The following is a 17,189-nucleotide window of genomic DNA, read 5'->3' on the forward strand; positions in this document are numbered from 1 at the left end:
GTTATATTTGTATAGTATTTTGTTTTTTTAATACTTTTTATTAAAAAATATTTTAATTTTATAAAAGAGGTAATATGTCTGGAATAGGTAATGGATTTTCTTCTGGGATCCAGTTGTTGAATGATAAGCTTTTTGTACATACAGGAAGAAGTTGTCCTTCTAGCTGGAAAGAGCTTAAAGATAATGTGTCAAAAAATGCGAAAACATGTGCCAAAATATGTACAGCATTTCTTGATTCTTCATTTGGTTTAGCTGTAGCTATGGGGGTAGTTGGAGTAGTTACAACATCTCTTTGTGCAGGTGAGGATATGATAGATGTGGTTTCTACTACGTTGTTTCCATCTATCACTACTATCACTACCACTACTATGACTGCTCCTACCCTGTCTCCTCTGCCTAATAATGAATTAGTATATTTATGTGCGTCAGGGCGTCACAGTCCTTTAGGATTAGGTAAAATCGCAGAAAGAAACTGGAGTATAGGTCAATTTGGTGTAGGGCAGGAAGATGCTGATAAGCTTTCACATTATGATGTCTGGTGTTTTTCATTACAAGAATATCGCAATCAATACCCCAATACATCTGCTCCAGACTGTCAAGCAACTGATTGGAGTACATATCCAAATTATAACGCAAGCCATCGTTATTTCAGTTATGTATATACAGAGGTAACAGCAAGCAAACCTGAGTTACATCTAAGCACTTTTAAAGATTGTATGGTGAAAGGTGTGTTTGATATGTGGAGTGCATCAAATTCTAGTCTAGCAGCAGAAAAGGCTTCTACAGCATCATATAAGCCTGCATCTGTACAAAATAGTACAGGTCAGGATAGTACTGATGCACATGATGGCGTAGATAGAGGTGCTTATTGTTGGGATAAGGGCCAAAACATGAAAAGCCTCTTTCCTAAATATTTTACTGATACAACTAATTGTACCATTTCTCAAGGAGCTACAGTAGCCCCATTTACTACTGCTACATCTATTACTGAGTCATTAACAACAGCTATAAGCACATTAGCTACACCTACTACTTCTATGCCAATAACAACAGACATGTCTGTTGTGGATAAGAGTTGTCCAACATGTAGTGCTATGATGCTTGCTTTTGGAGAAGGAAGTGCATTGGTCTTGACTGCTATTCTTGCTAAGATAGTATATACAAAGTATAGAAAACCTAAGAGAATTAATACTAAAGTTTCTCGTAATAGAGGCAAGAAGATGTTAATGATGGCTATGCAGGAATGCTTGCTTTTATGTGCTTCTGGTATAGGGGTAGGTGTTTTAGTTTCTTCTATAAAAGATTTTTGTGGGCCACCTGCTGAAGATGGTAAACAGATGGTAGTGATTTCAACGGCTCTTTACTTGACTAGTGCAGCTACTCGATTATTAAGAACTTGCATTACTAGTCCTATAGAAGAAGACGCAGATCAGGAAGAAGATGTAGAAGTAGGGTTATCTATGATGGAAAATTTAGAATCAGGAGTTAATGTTTTTGAGTCTACTGATGGTGATGATCCAGAAGAGCCTACTACAAGTAAGTCTTGTTCTTAATTTTTTAATCTTAAATACAGGAAGGGTTACTATTTCATGTAATCCTTTTTTTCATTCATCATATCTTTATTGATCCAATTTTTAAATAGTAAGCTTCTCGTACATATGTAAAAAAGGTATTTTTGTTACTATTAATGATTTTGGCAGTTGTGGTCTTTGAAGATGCTTCTAGCAGGCAAATCTTGTTCTTAATCTTTTTTATCATTGATCAAATATTTATTTTTTTTGTTTCATTTAACATTAAAATTTAAATAACTAAGCTTCTTTTATATAAAATTTCTTCTTATTCATAAAAATGTCTCTCTAGTAGTTTTTTCAGCGACTATTTACCTATCTTATAATTTTGAATTATCTATTTATAATTGAAAAATTTAATTTGTTTAAAATAAGTTATAGCTGTAATATTCTTTATTTTTAATACTATTTATTAAAAAATATTTTAATTGTACATACAGGAAGAAGTTGTCCTACTAGTTGGGCAGAGCTTAAAGATAATGTATCAAAAAATGTGGAAACATGTGCCAAAATATGTACAGCATTTCTTGATTCTTCATTTGGTTTAGCTATAGCTATGGGGGTCGTTGGAATAGTTACAACATCTCTTTGCGCAGGTGAGGATATGATAGATGTAGTTGCTACTACATTGTTTCCATCTGTCACTACTGCTGCTTCTCCTACCATTTCTCCTATAAGTAATAAGGAATTAGTGTATTTATGTACGCCAGGGTATCAAGAGCTTCTAGGAAAAGATAAAATTGCAGATCAAAACTGGACTTTAGGTCAATTTGGTATAGGGCGGTTTGATGGGCGTAGTTCCTCAAGATATGATATGTATTGTTTTTCAGTCCAAGAATATCATAATCAATACCCCAATACTTCTTTTCCAGAATGTTCAGCAACTGATTGGGCTAGATATCCAAATTACAACGCAAGCGATTCCTATTTAACTTATGTACATGTGCATAAAGCAGCAAAAGGTTTAGGATTGGAGCTAAATGCTATGAAAGATTGTATGATGAAAGGTGTATTTGATATGTTGGGTGCATCAGATCCTAGTTTGTTAGGCAAGGCTTTTGATGCAAAATATAAGCCTGAATCTATCTACAATGATACAGGTCATGATCGTACTGATGCTGATGATGGAGTAGATAGAGGGGCATATTGTTGGGAAAGTGACAAAAATATGAAAAGCCAGTTTCCTTCATATTTTCCTGATACAACTAACTGTACCCTTTCTAAAGGAGATCCATTAGCACCATCTACTACTTCTGTGCCATTAACAACAGTTATAGATATTCTAACTACATCTGTTGCTTCTATGAAAGTAGCAACAGAGATGCCAGGTGTAGATAGTAGTTGTCCTCCATGTAGTGCTATGATGCTTGTTTTTGGAGCAGGAAGTGCATTTGTCTTGACTACTACTCTTGCTAAGATAGTATATGCACAGTGTAAAAAGCTTAAGAGAGCTAATACGACAGCTTCTAGGAATAGATGTGATAAGATGGTAATGAGGAGTGTGAAGGAGTGGTTGCTTCTAGGAGCTTCTGGTCTAGGGACAGGTGTTTTAGTTATTTCTGCAAAAGATTTTTGTGGGTCACCTTCTAAAGATACTACAAAGATGGTAGTGATTTCAACAGCTCTTTACTTGACTAGTGCAGCTGCTAGATTATTAGGAACTTGTATTACTAGTCCTATAGAAGAAGACGAAGATCATGAAGAAGATGTAGAAGTAGGATTGCCTATGATTGCATCTTTAGGAGCATGGGATTCTTCCTTTGGTTACAGACAATGGGAATGAATATAGTAGTAAAGGCTATTAAAACACTTTGTAAGACTCTTTTTGTAGTGAATATCAGAAATATTATAGATGCTTGTGATGGAATCAATAGAGAAGCTTATTGTTGAGGTCAATTAGAAAATATGAGAGGGGAAAGGATCCTAAATACTTTACTAATATGACTAGTTGACCAATATCTAGTAAATTATGCTGATTCCATTTATTACTTTAATGCCATTAACAATAGTACTTGTTATAGAAGAGAATAATTATCTTCTTTTTAGTCTGATGATGATGGCTTTTGGTGTTAGATGTGCATTAGTTTTAATAACAACATTTCTTAAGAATTCTAGAAAGGCTTGAAGTTAAAAGAATGTGCTCTTTAATGACAGATGATCATTCAACATAACTAACTATTCCTATAGCTATTTTTTGAGGTGCTTTAGAAGAGCTTTTTATAAACAGGTCTTTTTGTTCATCAAATTTACATCTTTATTGAGGCTCTTAATTTGTTACAAATGATGATGGAATCTTAAGCATGCTTTTTTAGATAAATTTTCTTATTTTTAACGAAAATGCCTTTCTAGTAGTTGTTTCAGTGCTTGTTTGCCTAATTCTGAATTTTGAATTATCCATCCTTTAATTCAAAAAAATATACTTTAAGTAAAAAATTAATTTGTTTTAAAATAACTTGCATCTATAAGATATTTTGTTTTTTTAATAGTGATTATTAAAAAATATTTTAATTTTATAAAAGAGGCAATATGTCAGGAATAGGTAGTGGCTTTTCTTCTGGGATCCAATATTTAAATAGTAATTTTTTTGTACACACAGGAAGAAAGTGTCCGTCTAGTTGGACAGAGCTTAAAGATAATATATCAAAAAATATGCAAACATGTGCAAAAATATGTACAGCTTTTCTTGATTCTTCATTAGGTTTAGCAGTATCTATGGGGATAGTTGGAGTAGTTACAACATCTCTTTGTGCAGGTGAGGATATGGTAGATGTGGTTGTTACTACATTGTTTCCATCTATCACTACTACTGCTACAACAACTACTACTATAACTACTGTTCCTGCTTCTACCTTGATTCCTTTAAGTAACAGAGAATTAGTATATTTATGTACGCAAGGGAATAAAAAGTTTTTAGAAGAAGATAAAATTGCAAGTCAAAACTGGACTTTGGATCAATTTGGTATAGGGCAGCGTGTTGGACATTCTCTCTCACAGCATGATATGTATTGTGTTTCTCTCGCAGCATATCACAATAAATACCCCAATACATCTTTTCCTGAATTTTCAGCGATTGATTGGAGTGGATATTCAAATTCTAGCATAAGCAAAGGCTATTTTACTTATGTATATGTAGAAGAAACGTCATCACATAGTGGGTTTCAGCTAAGCAATCTGACAGATTGTATGGTAAAAGGTGTATTTGATATGTTGGGTGCATCAGATTCTCATTTTTTTAAAAAGGCTTCTAAAGCAAAATATAAGCCTGCGTCTATGCAAAGTCTTGGTCATATTAATGCGAAAGATGGAATAGATAGAGGGGCATATTGTTGGGAACATAACAAAAAAATGAAGAGCCATTTTCCTAAATATTTTCCTGATCTAACTAACTTCAATATGTCTAAGGAAGTTACATTAGCCCCATCTACTACTGAAAGAACATTAACAACAGCTATAGACAATCTAACTACATCAGTTACTTCTATGTCAGTAACAACAGACATGTCTGGTGTAGATAGTAGTTGTCTTCCATGTAGTTCTATGATGCTTGCTTTTGGAGTTGGAAGTGCATTGGTTTTGACTGCTACTATTGCTAAGATAATATATACACATTGTAAAAGACGTAAGAGAATTAATGCGACTGTTTCTGGTAATAGATTAGGAAAGATTTTAACAGGTAGTATGAAGGAATGGGTGCTTTTAGGTGCTTCTGAAGTTGGTTGTGGTGTGTTAGTTTTATCTTTAAAAGATTTTTGTGAGCCACCTTCTAAAGAGGCTAAACAGATGGTAGTGATTTCAACAGCTCTTTACTTAACTAGTGCAGCTACTCGATTATTAGGAACTTGTATTACTAGTCCTGTAGAAGAAGACGCAGATGATGAAGAAGATCTAGGGTGGCTTATGCTTGAACCTTTAGCATCAGTAGCGGTTTCCCCTGATTTCAATGTGTAGCAAATAATGGAACTGAGTATCAAGATATAACATTTGATGTATTATCTATGATGAATTCATCAAATCTAAGTAGGGTATTAAAGGCTGTTAAAGCACTGAGTAAGTCTCTATTTTTAATGAATATCACGTTATAGATATTTACTAATGCTCATGATGGAGTAGATAGAGGCGCTTATTGTTGGTCCCAGTCACAAAATATGAAGGGAAAATTACCTTAAATACTCTACTAATATGACTAGTTATCTGATCTCTAGTATAACTATGCTAGTGCACTACTACTTTAATGCCATTAACAACAGCACTTCTTATAGAAGAGAATAATAGTCTTCTTTTTATTGCTATGATGATGGCTTTTTTTTTGATAGAAGTGTATGAGTGTTAACAACTATATTTCTTAAGAAGTTTAGAATTATTTCTTTAAAGGCGTGAATTCAGAGTAATAACTGATGATCTAAAAGAACTAACTATTTCTGTAGCGATTGTCAAAGATAGTCCAGAATAACCTTCTACAAATTAGTCTTGTTATTTCTTATAATTTACATTTAGCGATTTTTTAAAAGAGGTAATATGCCAGGAATAGGTAATGGATTGTCTTCAGGGATACAATCTTTAAATAATAATGTTTTAGTTCATATAGGAAGGCAGTGTCCTTCTAGTTGGACAGATCTTAAAGCTAATATATCAAGAAACATGAAAACATGTGCAAAAGTATGTACAGCTTTTCTTGATTCTTCATTTGGTTTAGCTGTATCTATGGGGATAGTTGGAATAGTTACAACATCTCTTTGCATAGGTGAGGATATTGTAGAAGTGGTTGTTACTACATTGTTTCGATCTCCCAATACTTCTGTGGCTACCCTGTCAGCTTTAAGTAATAATGAATTAGTATATTTATGTACGCAAGGGTATCAAGATTTTCTGCAACAAGGTAAAATTGCAGAAAATAACTGGACTATAGGTCAATTCGGTATAGGGCAGGAGAATAAAAATAGTTTCTCAGAGTACGATATCTATTGTTTTTCGTTACAAGAGTATCAAGATAAATATCCCAATACATCTTTTCCAAAATGTTTAGAGACTGATTGGACTAAACAAACAAATTATAACGCAAGCAAACGCTATTTTACTTATGTATATGTAGAGCAAACGTCATGGAATAGTGGGTTTGAGCTAAAAAATCTGACAGATTGTATGATGAAAGGTGTATTTGATATGTTGAGTACATCTAATGCTATTTTTAGCGAAAAGGATTCTTTAGCCTCATATAAGCCTCCATCTGTACAAAATGTTACAGGTAATGATCGTACTAAGGCGAATGATGGAGTAGATAGAGGCGCTTATTGTTGGAGGCATTCAGAAAACATGAGGAGTCAGTTTCCTCAGTATTTTCCTGATACAAATAACTGCACTATGTCTAAAGTGCCTACACTACCCCCAAATACTACTTTAATGCCATTAACAACAGATGTTCCTGGTATAAATAGTAGTTGTCTTCCATGTAATATTATGATGATTGCTTTTGGCGTATGTAGTTCATTGGTATTAACCACTACAGTTGGCAAAATAATCTATAAACAATGCAAAGCTCAAGGTTTTAAGAAGTCTAAAAATGCTTCTAGAAAGGCAAGAAGTTTAGCGGCTTTAACTTTAGAGGAAGGATTACTTTTAAGCGCTTCTGGTATAGGTTTAGGAGCTTTAATAGTTTCTGTCATAGATCCTTGTGGTCCTGTAGATGAAAGCGCTAAAAAGATAGTCATGGCGTCAACAGTTCTTTATTGGACTAGTGCTGCTTCTAGATTATTAAGTAATTGTATTACTAGTCCAATAGGAAAAGAGCTAACTCAAATGGAAGATGTAATAGTAGAATTACCTATGCTCGCAGCTTCAGAACCAGCACTGAAGGCTTCAGGAGCTGATGAGGAGAAAGAAGAGAAAACAATTGTTCCAGTAGTTGTGGTTCTGGATAGTCTAGAATAGCCTTCTATAAGCAAGGTTTGTTCTTGTTAAGAAAAATCTCTCTCTAGTGATTGTCTTAGGCGCTATTTTTCTAATAATGAATTTTGCATCATTAAGTTTATAGTTCGAATTTTTAATTTGTTAAAAATAACTTATAGTTATAGGATATTTTATTTTTTAATACTATTTATTAAAAAATATTTTAATTCTATATAAGAGGTAATATGTCTGGAATAGGTAATGGGGTTTCTTCTGGGATCCAATCTTTAAATAATAATTTTTTGGGACATATAGGAAGAAGTTGTCCTACTACTTGGTCAGAGCTTAAGGGTAATATGTCACAAAATATGCATACATGTGCAAAAATGTGTACAGCATTTCTTAATTCTTCATTTGGTTTAGCTGTAGCCATGGGGGTAGTTGGTCTAGTTACAAGCTCTCTTTGTGCAGGTGAAGATGTGTTAGATATTATTAGTACTACATTGCTTCCATCTATCACTACTACTACTACTACTATTGTTGCCACAACTAACATTGTTGCCACTACTAATAGCCTTCCGCTCCCTCCTCTGTCTAATAATGAATCAGTATATTTGTGTATGCCAGGGGTGCGATCTTGGCCAGAAGGAGTTAGTATTTCTAAACAGAATTGGACTCTAGGTCAATTTGGTGTAGGTCAGATGAGTTCAGGTGCTATCTTACCATCGGATATTTATTGTGCGTCGTTAAAAGAATATCGAGATCATTTTCCTAGTGTATCTCTTCCAGAATGTCAAGCAACTAATTGGACTGGCTATCCAAATTATAATTCAAGTAAGCAGTATTTAGATTATGTATATATGCAAAATATGCACAAGGAAGAGTTAGGTGTGCTCAATACGATGAAGTGTATGATGTCAGATGTATTTGATATGATGAATGCATCAGAAACAGCGGAGGAAGCATTTTATCAGCCTCCATCTAGACGAGATCCAACAGGTCATGATCATACTGATGCGCACGATGGTGTCAATAGAGGTGCTTATTGTTGGCTTCCAAACAAAAATATGTTATCCAAATTTCCTCAATATTTTACTAATACAACTGGCTGCACAATGTCTCAAGGGGCTACATTAGCTCCATTTACTACTTCTAAGGCATTAACATCTGCTACTTCCATGCCATTAACAACAGGCATGGCTGTTATAGAGAATTGTCCTTCTTGTAGTCCTATGATGATTGCTTTTGGAATGGGAAGTGCCTTGGTTTTGACTACTATTGTTGCGAAGGCATTATATAAACAGTTTAAAAAATCTAAGAAAATTAATTCTAAAGTTTCTAGCGATAAATTAGGAAAGATTTTAATAGTGAATATGCAGAAATGGTTGCTTTTAGGTGCTTCTGAGGTTGGTTGTGGTGTTTTAGTTGTTTCTGCAAAAGATGTTTGTACACCAGCTTCTCAAGAGCTTAAACAGATGTTAGGGATCTCAACAGCTCTTTATATAGCTAGTGCAGCTACTCAATTATTAGGAAATTGTATTACTAGTTCTGTAGAAGAAGATGAAGAATTAGAAGAAGGATTAATTGATCCAATAGTTGTGGTGATGGGTGGTCCAGAAGATCTTCCTACAAGTTAGTCTTTTAATCTTCTAAGACAAGAGGGATTACTATTTCATGTAATCCATCTTGTCATTCTTCAAATCTTTATCAGAATAATATTAAAATTTAAATAGTAAGCATGCTTTTTTTTTGATAAAATTTCTTCTTATTAATAGAAATCGCTCTCTAGTAATTGTCTCAGGCACTATTTTCTTAGTGATGAATTTTGCATTGTTAATGCTTTTAATTAAAAAAATTTATTTGCAATTCAAATTTTTAATTTGTTTATAATAAATTTTTTGCGTAAGATACTTTATTTTTTAATGTTGATTGTTAAAAAAAAACTTTAATCTTATGAAAGAGGTAATATGACAAGAGTAGGTAGTGGGTTTTCTTCTGGGATCCAATTTTTAAATGAGAATCTTTTTGTACATACAGGAAGAAGTTGTCCTTCTAGTTGGAGTGAGCTTAAAGCTAATGTATCTAATAATATAAAAACATGTGCAAATAATATAAAAACATGTGCAAAAATGTGGTCTGCTTTTCTTGATTCTTCATTAGGCGGAGCAATTTCTATGAGCGTATTAGGTTTAGCAACAGCATCTGTTTGTATGCAAGAAAATCTTATAGAAGCTATGGCTACTACATTACTTCCAATCACTGTTCCCCTTTCTACTTCACTACCATTAGATGATGAAAAAGTTTTGGTATGCTTTTCAAAAATAGATTATACTGCTGCTACTAAATATAATGGTGCTCCTCAATGGAGTGGTGAAAATTATGGTCGTTGTAATACTCCTACGACTAAAGATAAGATTGATGAAGTGCACTGTGTTGTGGTGAGTGCTTTTAAGAAACGATTTCCTCAAATGCAATTTCCTTCCTGTCCAGCTTTGTCTAAATCAGGGTATCAGTCACAAGGGTTGTATACCCAGGATGATTTTTTAGGTGCTGTATTTATTTTTTGGAGTAATGGGTTATGGTTATTATCTAAAGAAGTAGTATGTATGCTCCAGTCTGTATCATATTCTATAGGAGTAGGAAATCAAAACAGGGATTTTGATTTAAAACTCACATCAGCTAAATGTACATTTTCAGCTATATCAAGAAACGTTTCTACAAATGCAATATGTTGGAATCAAAAAGATGATATGAGAAGCAAGTATCCAAAAGCATTTATACCTTCGGATCAATGTGTTGATCCAAGTCATCCAACTACTGCATCTCCACATATGACTATGACGCCATCAATACATATAGAAGAGAATATTTGTTCTTCATGTAGTTCTATGCTTCTTGTTTTTGGCGTTGGAAGTGCGTTGGTATTGATGGCTACTCTTGTCAAGATAATATATAAGCAGTGTAAAAAAACTAATAGAATTCGGTATAAAAATTCTGACGATAGATTTGGAAAATTTTTAATATTGAGTATACAGGAGGGGTTACTTTTAGGCGCTTCTGAGGTTGGCTGTGGTGTTCTTGTTTCTTCTGTAAGAGATTTGTGTAGTCCAGTTTCTAAAGATGCTAAACAGGTGCTAGGACTTTCAACAGCTCTTTACATAGCTAGTGCAGCTACTCGATTATTAGGAAATTGTATTACTAGCCCTGTAGAAGAAGATGAAGATGGATTAATTGATTCAGTAGTTGTGGTTCTGGATAGTCCAGAATAGCTTTCTATAAGCAAGGTTGGTTCTTAATATTTCCTAATTTTATAAGACAGAAAGGATTACTATTTTATGTCATCCTTTCTACCTTAAATCTTTTTGAAGTTCTGAAACGCTCTAAGGTTTCTTCTTTTTGGAAAAATATTGCTATGGTAACTGTTTCAATGCATTATTATATAATAAATTATATCGTATGATTTATTTTTTAGCGCGCACTATTGAAAAAAATATTTAACTATACAAAAGAGATAATTATGTCAGGAATAAGTGATGGATTTTCTGCAGGGATAGAATCCTTGAATAATAATGTTTTGGTGTATACTGCAAGAAAGTGTCCTACTAGTTGGTCAGAGCTTAAAACTAATGTATCAAAAAACATCAGAGCATGTGCAAAAGCATCTACAGCATTTCTTAGTTCTTCATTAGGTATGTCGTTTGTTATGGGGACTTTTGGTATAATTGTGGCATCTGTGTGTGCAAGAGAACATGTAGATGTGTTTCTTGTCGCTATAGCTCAAAAAGTTGATCATTCAGTGTCACTATGTTTTAGTCGAAGCCATCAAAATCTTACACAAAATTCATCTTTTCTAGCTTCATGGAATATACCTAGCTTGAAAGTATGTATGGGGAAGATAGTTGGTAATAGTACAATGTATTGCTCTGCCTTAGATCATCATCATCATTTTGACCATGAAGTTTCATTACCAGTTTGTAATTCTACTATGAAGGGTATAGGAGATAAGATAACTGAATATGTTGTTATGAAATTTATGCACAAAGCACATGTTTCTGTCAAAAATGTGACATGCCTCTCTAATCATACAATGTTTGCTAATGTACAAAGTGGAGAGAATGATCAGGAAAATAGATTTAGAAACAATACAATGTGTCTTTCTGGTACTACGAGAAATCATATGCCTGTATATTGTTGGGAAGGTATAGATGATTCCAATCAGTGTAAGAGTTTGGTATTATTCTTTAGTGCAGAAAGTATTGTAGTATTGACAGCTACAGTTGGCTCAATAATCTATAATCAATGTAAGGTAACAGTTTCTAAAAAATCTTACAAAAGCTTAATAAGTTTAGTGCCATTGACCTTGTCAAATGCGCTACAGTTGACAGCTTCCGCGTTAGGGGCAAAGATTTTCTTAAATTTTTTCATGTCTCCTTGTGATCCTATAGATGCAGGCTCTAATAGGGTAATTATTAGTTCTACAGCTCTTTATTGGGCGAGTGCTGCTTCTAGGTTAGTAGATTATTGTATTACTAGTCCATTCTTAGAAGAGCCAATGCTAGAAGAAGCTATACGTCTAGAAGAATGCCAAAACCTTCCCGAAGGTGATGATGACGAGGATGAAGAAGGACTAATTAATCAAGTATTTATCGTTTAGCATCATTCTTCAGATCCTTTTATGTGAATAACTAATTGTTAAATTGGATAAAGAAAAAAGATTACTATTTCTTGTAATCCTTTTTGTCATTAATTTGTTTCTTAGTAATAAGAGTGTATATCTAGTGCATTTTTAAGGTGTTGTTTTATAATAAATGACATCTATCATATGCTTTATTTTTAATAAAAAATATTAAAAAAATAATTCTATAAAAGAGATAATTATGTCAGGAATAAGTAATGGATTGTCTTCAGGGATACAATCTTTAAATAATAATGTTTTAGTGAATATAGGAAGGCAGTGTCCTGCTAGTTGGACAGAGCTTAAAGCTAATGTATAAAGAAATGTGAAAGCATTTACAGCATTTCTTGATTCTTCATTAGGCGTTGCATTTGCTATGGGAGTAGTTGGTATATTTACAACATCTCTTTGCGCAGGTGAGGATATGGTGGAAATTACTGCAAATACCTTGCTTCCAATGAGTACCGAGACTGCCCCCTCAGTAATCATGAGCTAGTATATTTATGTATGAGGGGCCTGAAATACATGAAAAGATGCCAGAACAATGCTGCTAAATTACAAAACTGTACTTTAGGTGAATATGGTATTTGTCAACATGAAACAAGTAAGTGATAATATGATATTTATTGCGTCTCTTTAAAAGAACATCAAGAGTGATTTCCTTTTGTTTCAGTTACACAATTTCAAGCAACTAATTGGACTGGATATTCAGGACATAAAAAAGGAGCACAATATTTAAGTTATGTATTTATTGATGTATTAGATGAGGTCTAGGGGTCTATTAACAGCAATACAGTGTCTATCAGCAAGTGTATTTTCTATGATGAATGCATCAGAAGTTGGATTGGCTGTCATTGTTTTTCAGGCAGTATTTCAGACTGTATCTGTAAAAAATTCTACTGATAATATTAATGTAAATGATGGAGTAAATAGAGGGGGCATATTGTTGGAACCCATCAGCAAATATGAAGGGAGAGTATCCTAAATATTTTACTGATACAACTAACTGTCCTATGTCTACTATAACTACACTAGCTCCATCTACTACTTCCATGCCATTAAAAACAGCATTCCCTGTAGAAGAGAAGAATTGTCCTCCTTGTAGTGTTATGATGATTGCTTTTGCTGTTGGAAGTGCTGTTGTATTAATGACAACGATTGGAAAAATAATCTATAAACAATGTAAAGCTAAAGGTTCTAAGAAGGATAAAAGTTGTTCTAAAAGATTCAAAAGTTTAGCAGCTTTAACCTTAGAGAAAGGTCTTCTTTTAGGTGCTTCTGCTCTAGGGACAGGTGTTTTAGTAACTTCTTGATTACCTCCCTGTGGTCCTGTAAATGAAAGCACTAAGAAGATAGCCATGGCAGCCACAGCTCTTTATTGGAATAGTGCTGCTTCTAAATTATTAAGTAATTGTATTATTAGTTCGTTAGGGAAAAAGCGTACATCTGCTGAAGATAAAGTAGTAAAATTACCTATGCTTACAGCTTCTAAGTGGTCAAGAAGATTCTTTTCCAAGAAAGTCTTGTTGTTAATATCTCTTAATCTTATAAAATGGGAAGGATTGCTATTTGATGTAATCATTCCCATTGTTTCTTTGCTTTTTGTTTAATAACATTTCTTCTTATTAACAAAAATATCTCTCTAGTACTTTCTTCAGGTACTATTTACTTGGTTTTGCATTTTGTATTATGAATCTTTTAATTAAAAAAATGTTTATAATAAATTATACAAGCACTATACTTTATTTTTTTTAATACTAATAATTAAAAAAATCATTTTAAGTTTATGCAAAGAGGTAATATGTCAGGAATAAGGAATGGGTTTTCTTCAGGGTTACAATCCTTTAATAATAATATTTTTGTATATACAGGGAGGCATTGTCCTACTAATTGCTCAGAGTTTAAAGCTAATTTATCTAGAAATATGAAAACATGCGCAAAAGCATGTACAGCTTTTCTTGATTCTTCGTTAGGTATGGCATGTGCTATGGGGGTTTTGGGTATAGTTGCAGCATCTGTTTGTGTAGGTGAAGATCTTTTGGATGTTGTTGCAGCTACATTGCTTCCAATGACTACTGATTCTCCTCCACCCAAAGATTACGAAAAAGTCCTATTATGCTTTAAGAAACAAGATCATTTATATTCACAAAATCAAACAAGCTTTACTTCATTGGGAACAAAAAATATTGGCATATGTTGGCCAGATAATGTTCCGAAGGATTCCAATGAGGGAGTAAATTGTTTAAAAACATCTGATTATCAAAAGTTTTTTCCTAATACTTCAGTCCCTATCTGTCAAGATACTGGGTCTACTGATTATGATGCGTTAGTATATATGTTTTGGAACCAAACTGTGTGGGTAGTTTCTCCATTGATAAATTGTTTGAGTGAGATGGCTTTTTTGGTGGTTAGTTCAACAAATGGAGTAGACACAGACGCTTTGAATGAACTCAGCATCTGCTCGAATGATCCTGATGATGTTATGGTCACTTTGGTAGCAGGAGAAGTAGGGGTTAAAGATAATGATGTGTCTTGTTGGAATAATGATACTACCATCCAGAGCAAATACAAGAACTATTTTGTTAATACTACTACATGCATAAATCCAGTAGCTCCTAGCAATAATTATCCAGAGTCTCATGATTGTAATAGAATGATGATGGCCTTTGGAGCAGGAAGTATAGCAGTGCTAATTGTCACGCTTGGAAAAATAATCTATAACCAATGTAGAGCCAAAGGTCCTAAGAATTCTAAAAAAGGAAGAAGGTTAGTGGCTTTAACTTTACGAGATGGATTACTTTTAGGTGCTTCTGGATTAGGTTCAAGTGTGTTTGTGCTTTCGTTAGTGGATTCCCATAATCCAGCTAGTAAGGAGATAATTGTAGCATCAACAGCTCTTTATTGGGCTAGCGCAACTTTTAGGTTAATCAATAATTATATCACGAGTTCAATCGAAGAAAAATCAATTTATGATGAAAAAGTCATAGTGCAAATACCTTTAGATAAACATGTTAGTACAATTTCTCCAGGTTATTTAAATAGTTCAGTAAAAGTGGAGTTGGAAGAAGACGAGTACTTGCCAATGTTTGCAGCATTGACTGAACAAAGAGAAGAGGAAGAAGTGCAAGAAGAAGAACTTCCTATGCTGAAAGAATGTCTAGAAGCATTTAAAGATCAGTGACATGATTATGATAGCTTTCAAGGAAAGATGCCTAAAATAGTTTGGGCTGAGATTGAAGAGCCTTCTACAAGGAAGACTTGTTGTTGTTAAATCTGATAAAACAGAAAGGATTACTATTTCATATAATCTTTTCTGTCTCAAATTCTTATTTTTTTTCAAGCTCTTAAGGTAAATTTTTTTTTTAGTATTTAATATTAAAATTTAATTACTGACAGGGTCTAAAATATACTTTTTATTTTGATAAATTTTTTTTCTTTTTGGAAAATATTGCTCTAACAGCTGTGTCAGCCTCTTATAAACAAAATTTTTTAACTTTTTTATAATAAACTATATGTACAACATGCTTTGTTTTTTAATGTAAATTATCAAAAAATATTTAATTTTATAAAAGAGGCAATATGTCTGGAATAGGTCGTGGGTTTTCTTCAGGATTACAATCCTTCAATCAGCAAGTTTTGGTGTATACAGGAAGGCAGTGTCCATCTAATTGGGCAGAGTTTAGAGTTAATATATCGAACAATATAACAACATGTGCAAAAGCGTGTACAGCTTTTCTGGATTCTTCATTAGGAGTAGCATGTGCCATGGGAGTTGTGGGTTTAGTCACAGCATCTGTTTGTGCTAGAGAAGATTTATCTGAGATTCTTGTGGCTACAGCGCAAGAGGTTGCTCAATCAGCATCATTATGTTTTAGTAGTAGTGCTCAAAATCTTTCTTCTACGACTTCATGGAATTCAAGTGACTTTGGAGTGTGTAAGAATCATACAAATGATAATGATACAATGTATTGCACTACTGTAGCGAGTTATCGATCGCAGTTTCCAGGATCTTCAGTGCCAATTTGTAATGTTAGTGCCATGAGTATGGCAAATAATGTAACTGATTATATAGTTATGCAGTTTACAAATGGTTTATGGAGGTATGAAGAAAAGAGCTTGTGCATGTCTAATCAGACAATGTTTTCTAATATAGAGAGTGGAAGTGAGGAAAAGATTCCTGGATTTAAACAAGAGGCGATGTGTGCGCCTGTTAATGTATCAAGTGGTTTAGATGTATACTGTTGGGAAGGTGAAGATGTTGTAGGTAAGGTTAAAGGTGGATATGGTGGTGGTTATGTAGATTCAAGTATGTGTGTGAATTCAGCAGTTCCTTTTATTCCTCTTATTCCTAGTGGTCATTCTTGTAATGCGTGTAATGTTTTGACATTGGCTTTTGGTGCAGGAAGTGTGCTGGTTTTTGCTGGTACTATGATAAAAATCTTTGTTAGGCAGTGTATAAAGACAAGAAGAGCTAATGCTAAAAGATCTTGTGATGGATTACAAAAATTTACCATTATTACTATGCAAGATACACTTTTGTTAGGTGCTTCTGGAACAGGTTCTAGTGTATTAGCTTTATCTTTGTTGTCTTTACCTGCGTTTGCTTCATTAGATACTTTAAAAGCTATTACATCTATACAAGATTTTTGTGACCCAGAAGCTCTTCCTAAGGAAGTATTGATTATAGTTTCTACTTCTTTATATGCAGCAAGTGCTATTTCTCGATTATTAGGAACTTGCATCACGAGTTCAATAGAAAAAGATTTCATGTTTGAATGGGATCCAGAGGTACAATTACCTATGGTTACAGATTTATAACCAGACATTACTATTCTTATATCTGGTGATGGGCAAGATGGGCTGAATGATCCAATAATTGTGTTTATGGATTGTACTGAAGATAGTTTCTAGCAGCAATTCTAGTTATTAAATCTTATAAAAAAAAAGGATTACTATTTCATGTAATCCTTTTTGTTATTAATAAAATTCTTATCTTTTCTATACTTTCAATTTCATCAAGCTGTTTCTTATTAACAAAAACATCTCTCTAATCATTGTTTAAG

Annotated in this window: 14 protein-coding genes; all 14 read left to right on the forward strand. The window is 33.5% G+C overall.

Features of this window, described 5'->3' with window-relative positions; genetic code table 11:
- Positions 1–74: 74 nt before the first annotated feature.
- Positions 75–1,553, forward strand: coding sequence for a hypothetical protein (locus tag CLAVI_RS05000; protein WP_194844500.1), 1,479 nt, complete (start codon positions 75–77; stop codon positions 1,551–1,553).
- 508 nt (positions 1,554–2,061) lie between these two features.
- A complete protein-coding gene (locus CLAVI_RS05005) occupies positions 2,062–3,351 on the forward strand; it encodes a hypothetical protein (RefSeq protein ID WP_194844501.1) in 1,290 nt (429 codons plus the stop codon).
- Between the two features lie 186 nt (positions 3,352–3,537).
- The gene (locus CLAVI_RS05010) at positions 3,538–3,693 is read left to right on the forward strand and encodes a hypothetical protein (protein WP_194844502.1); all 156 of its coding nucleotides are present in this window, start codon (positions 3,538–3,540) and stop codon (positions 3,691–3,693) included.
- A gap of 401 nt (positions 3,694–4,094) precedes the next feature.
- Positions 4,095–5,516: a hypothetical protein gene (locus CLAVI_RS05015; RefSeq protein ID WP_194844503.1), complete on the forward strand. Its 1,422-nt coding sequence runs from the start codon at positions 4,095–4,097 to the stop codon at positions 5,514–5,516.
- Between the two features lie 567 nt (positions 5,517–6,083).
- Positions 6,084–7,493, forward strand: coding sequence for a hypothetical protein (locus CLAVI_RS05020; protein ID WP_194844504.1), 1,410 nt, complete (start codon positions 6,084–6,086; stop codon positions 7,491–7,493).
- A gap of 203 nt (positions 7,494–7,696) precedes the next feature.
- A complete protein-coding gene (locus tag CLAVI_RS05025) occupies positions 7,697–9,088 on the forward strand; it encodes a hypothetical protein (protein ID WP_194844505.1) in 1,392 nt (463 codons plus the stop codon).
- A 330-nt stretch (positions 9,089–9,418) separates the two neighbouring features.
- Entirely contained in the window at positions 9,419–10,720 is a 1,302-nt protein-coding gene (locus CLAVI_RS05030; RefSeq protein ID WP_194844506.1) for a hypothetical protein, read from the forward strand.
- 248 nt (positions 10,721–10,968) lie between these two features.
- The gene (locus tag CLAVI_RS05035; RefSeq protein WP_194844507.1) at positions 10,969–12,105 is read left to right on the forward strand and encodes a hypothetical protein; all 1,137 of its coding nucleotides are present in this window, start codon (positions 10,969–10,971) and stop codon (positions 12,103–12,105) included.
- Between the two features lie 346 nt (positions 12,106–12,451).
- On the forward strand, positions 12,452–12,622 hold the full coding sequence (locus CLAVI_RS05040) for a hypothetical protein (protein WP_194844508.1): 171 nt from the start codon (positions 12,452–12,454) through the stop codon (positions 12,620–12,622).
- 267 nt (positions 12,623–12,889) lie between these two features.
- Positions 12,890–13,111, forward strand: coding sequence for a hypothetical protein (locus tag CLAVI_RS05045; RefSeq protein ID WP_194844509.1), 222 nt, complete (start codon positions 12,890–12,892; stop codon positions 13,109–13,111).
- Positions 13,092–13,439 (forward strand): hypothetical protein, encoded by a 348-nt coding sequence (locus CLAVI_RS05050; RefSeq protein ID WP_194844510.1) that lies wholly within the window; start codon positions 13,092–13,094, stop codon positions 13,437–13,439. Before CLAVI_RS05045 ends, CLAVI_RS05050 begins: the two co-directional genes overlap by 20 nt.
- 45 nt (positions 13,440–13,484) lie before the next feature.
- Positions 13,485–13,736 (forward strand): hypothetical protein, encoded by a 252-nt coding sequence (locus CLAVI_RS05055; RefSeq protein ID WP_194844511.1) that lies wholly within the window; start codon positions 13,485–13,487, stop codon positions 13,734–13,736.
- 191 nt (positions 13,737–13,927) lie between these two features.
- Positions 13,928–15,307, forward strand: a complete 1,380-nt coding sequence (locus tag CLAVI_RS05060) for a hypothetical protein (RefSeq protein ID WP_194844512.1) — start codon at positions 13,928–13,930, stop codon at positions 15,305–15,307.
- A gap of 398 nt (positions 15,308–15,705) precedes the next feature.
- On the forward strand, positions 15,706–16,944 hold the full coding sequence (locus CLAVI_RS05065; RefSeq protein ID WP_194844513.1) for a hypothetical protein: 1,239 nt from the start codon (positions 15,706–15,708) through the stop codon (positions 16,942–16,944).
- The last annotated feature ends 245 nt before the right edge of the window (positions 16,945–17,189 follow it).

It is taken from the genome of Candidatus Clavichlamydia salmonicola (genome assembly GCF_015356765.1).
Lineage (GTDB): Bacteria > Chlamydiota > Chlamydiia > Chlamydiales > Chlamydiaceae > Clavichlamydia > Clavichlamydia salmonicola.

What these genes read in the sequence shown, in the direction of transcription:
- CLAVI_RS05000 (WP_194844500.1), top strand. Translation starts at nt 75, where the DNA reads ATGTCTGGAATAGGTAATGGATTTTCTTCTGGGATCCAGTTGTTGAAT.
- CLAVI_RS05010 (WP_194844502.1), top strand. Translation starts at nt 3,538, where the DNA reads ATGCTGATTCCATTTATTACTTTAATGCCATTAACAATAGTACTTGTT.
- CLAVI_RS05015 (WP_194844503.1), top strand. Translation starts at nt 4,095, where the DNA reads ATGTCAGGAATAGGTAGTGGCTTTTCTTCTGGGATCCAATATTTAAAT.
- CLAVI_RS05020 (WP_194844504.1), top strand. Translation starts at nt 6,084, where the DNA reads ATGCCAGGAATAGGTAATGGATTGTCTTCAGGGATACAATCTTTAAAT.
- CLAVI_RS05025 (WP_194844505.1), top strand. Translation starts at nt 7,697, where the DNA reads ATGTCTGGAATAGGTAATGGGGTTTCTTCTGGGATCCAATCTTTAAAT.
- CLAVI_RS05030 (WP_194844506.1), top strand. Translation starts at nt 9,419, where the DNA reads ATGACAAGAGTAGGTAGTGGGTTTTCTTCTGGGATCCAATTTTTAAAT.
- CLAVI_RS05035 (WP_194844507.1), top strand. Translation starts at nt 10,969, where the DNA reads ATGTCAGGAATAAGTGATGGATTTTCTGCAGGGATAGAATCCTTGAAT.
- CLAVI_RS05045 (WP_194844509.1), top strand. Translation starts at nt 12,890, where the DNA reads ATGAGGTCTAGGGGTCTATTAACAGCAATACAGTGTCTATCAGCAAGT.
- CLAVI_RS05050 (WP_194844510.1), top strand. Translation starts at nt 13,092, where the DNA reads ATGAAGGGAGAGTATCCTAAATATTTTACTGATACAACTAACTGTCCT.
- CLAVI_RS05055 (WP_194844511.1), top strand. Translation starts at nt 13,485, where the DNA reads ATGGCAGCCACAGCTCTTTATTGGAATAGTGCTGCTTCTAAATTATTA.
- CLAVI_RS05060 (WP_194844512.1), top strand. Translation starts at nt 13,928, where the DNA reads ATGTCAGGAATAAGGAATGGGTTTTCTTCAGGGTTACAATCCTTTAAT.
- CLAVI_RS05065 (WP_194844513.1), top strand. Translation starts at nt 15,706, where the DNA reads ATGTCTGGAATAGGTCGTGGGTTTTCTTCAGGATTACAATCCTTCAAT.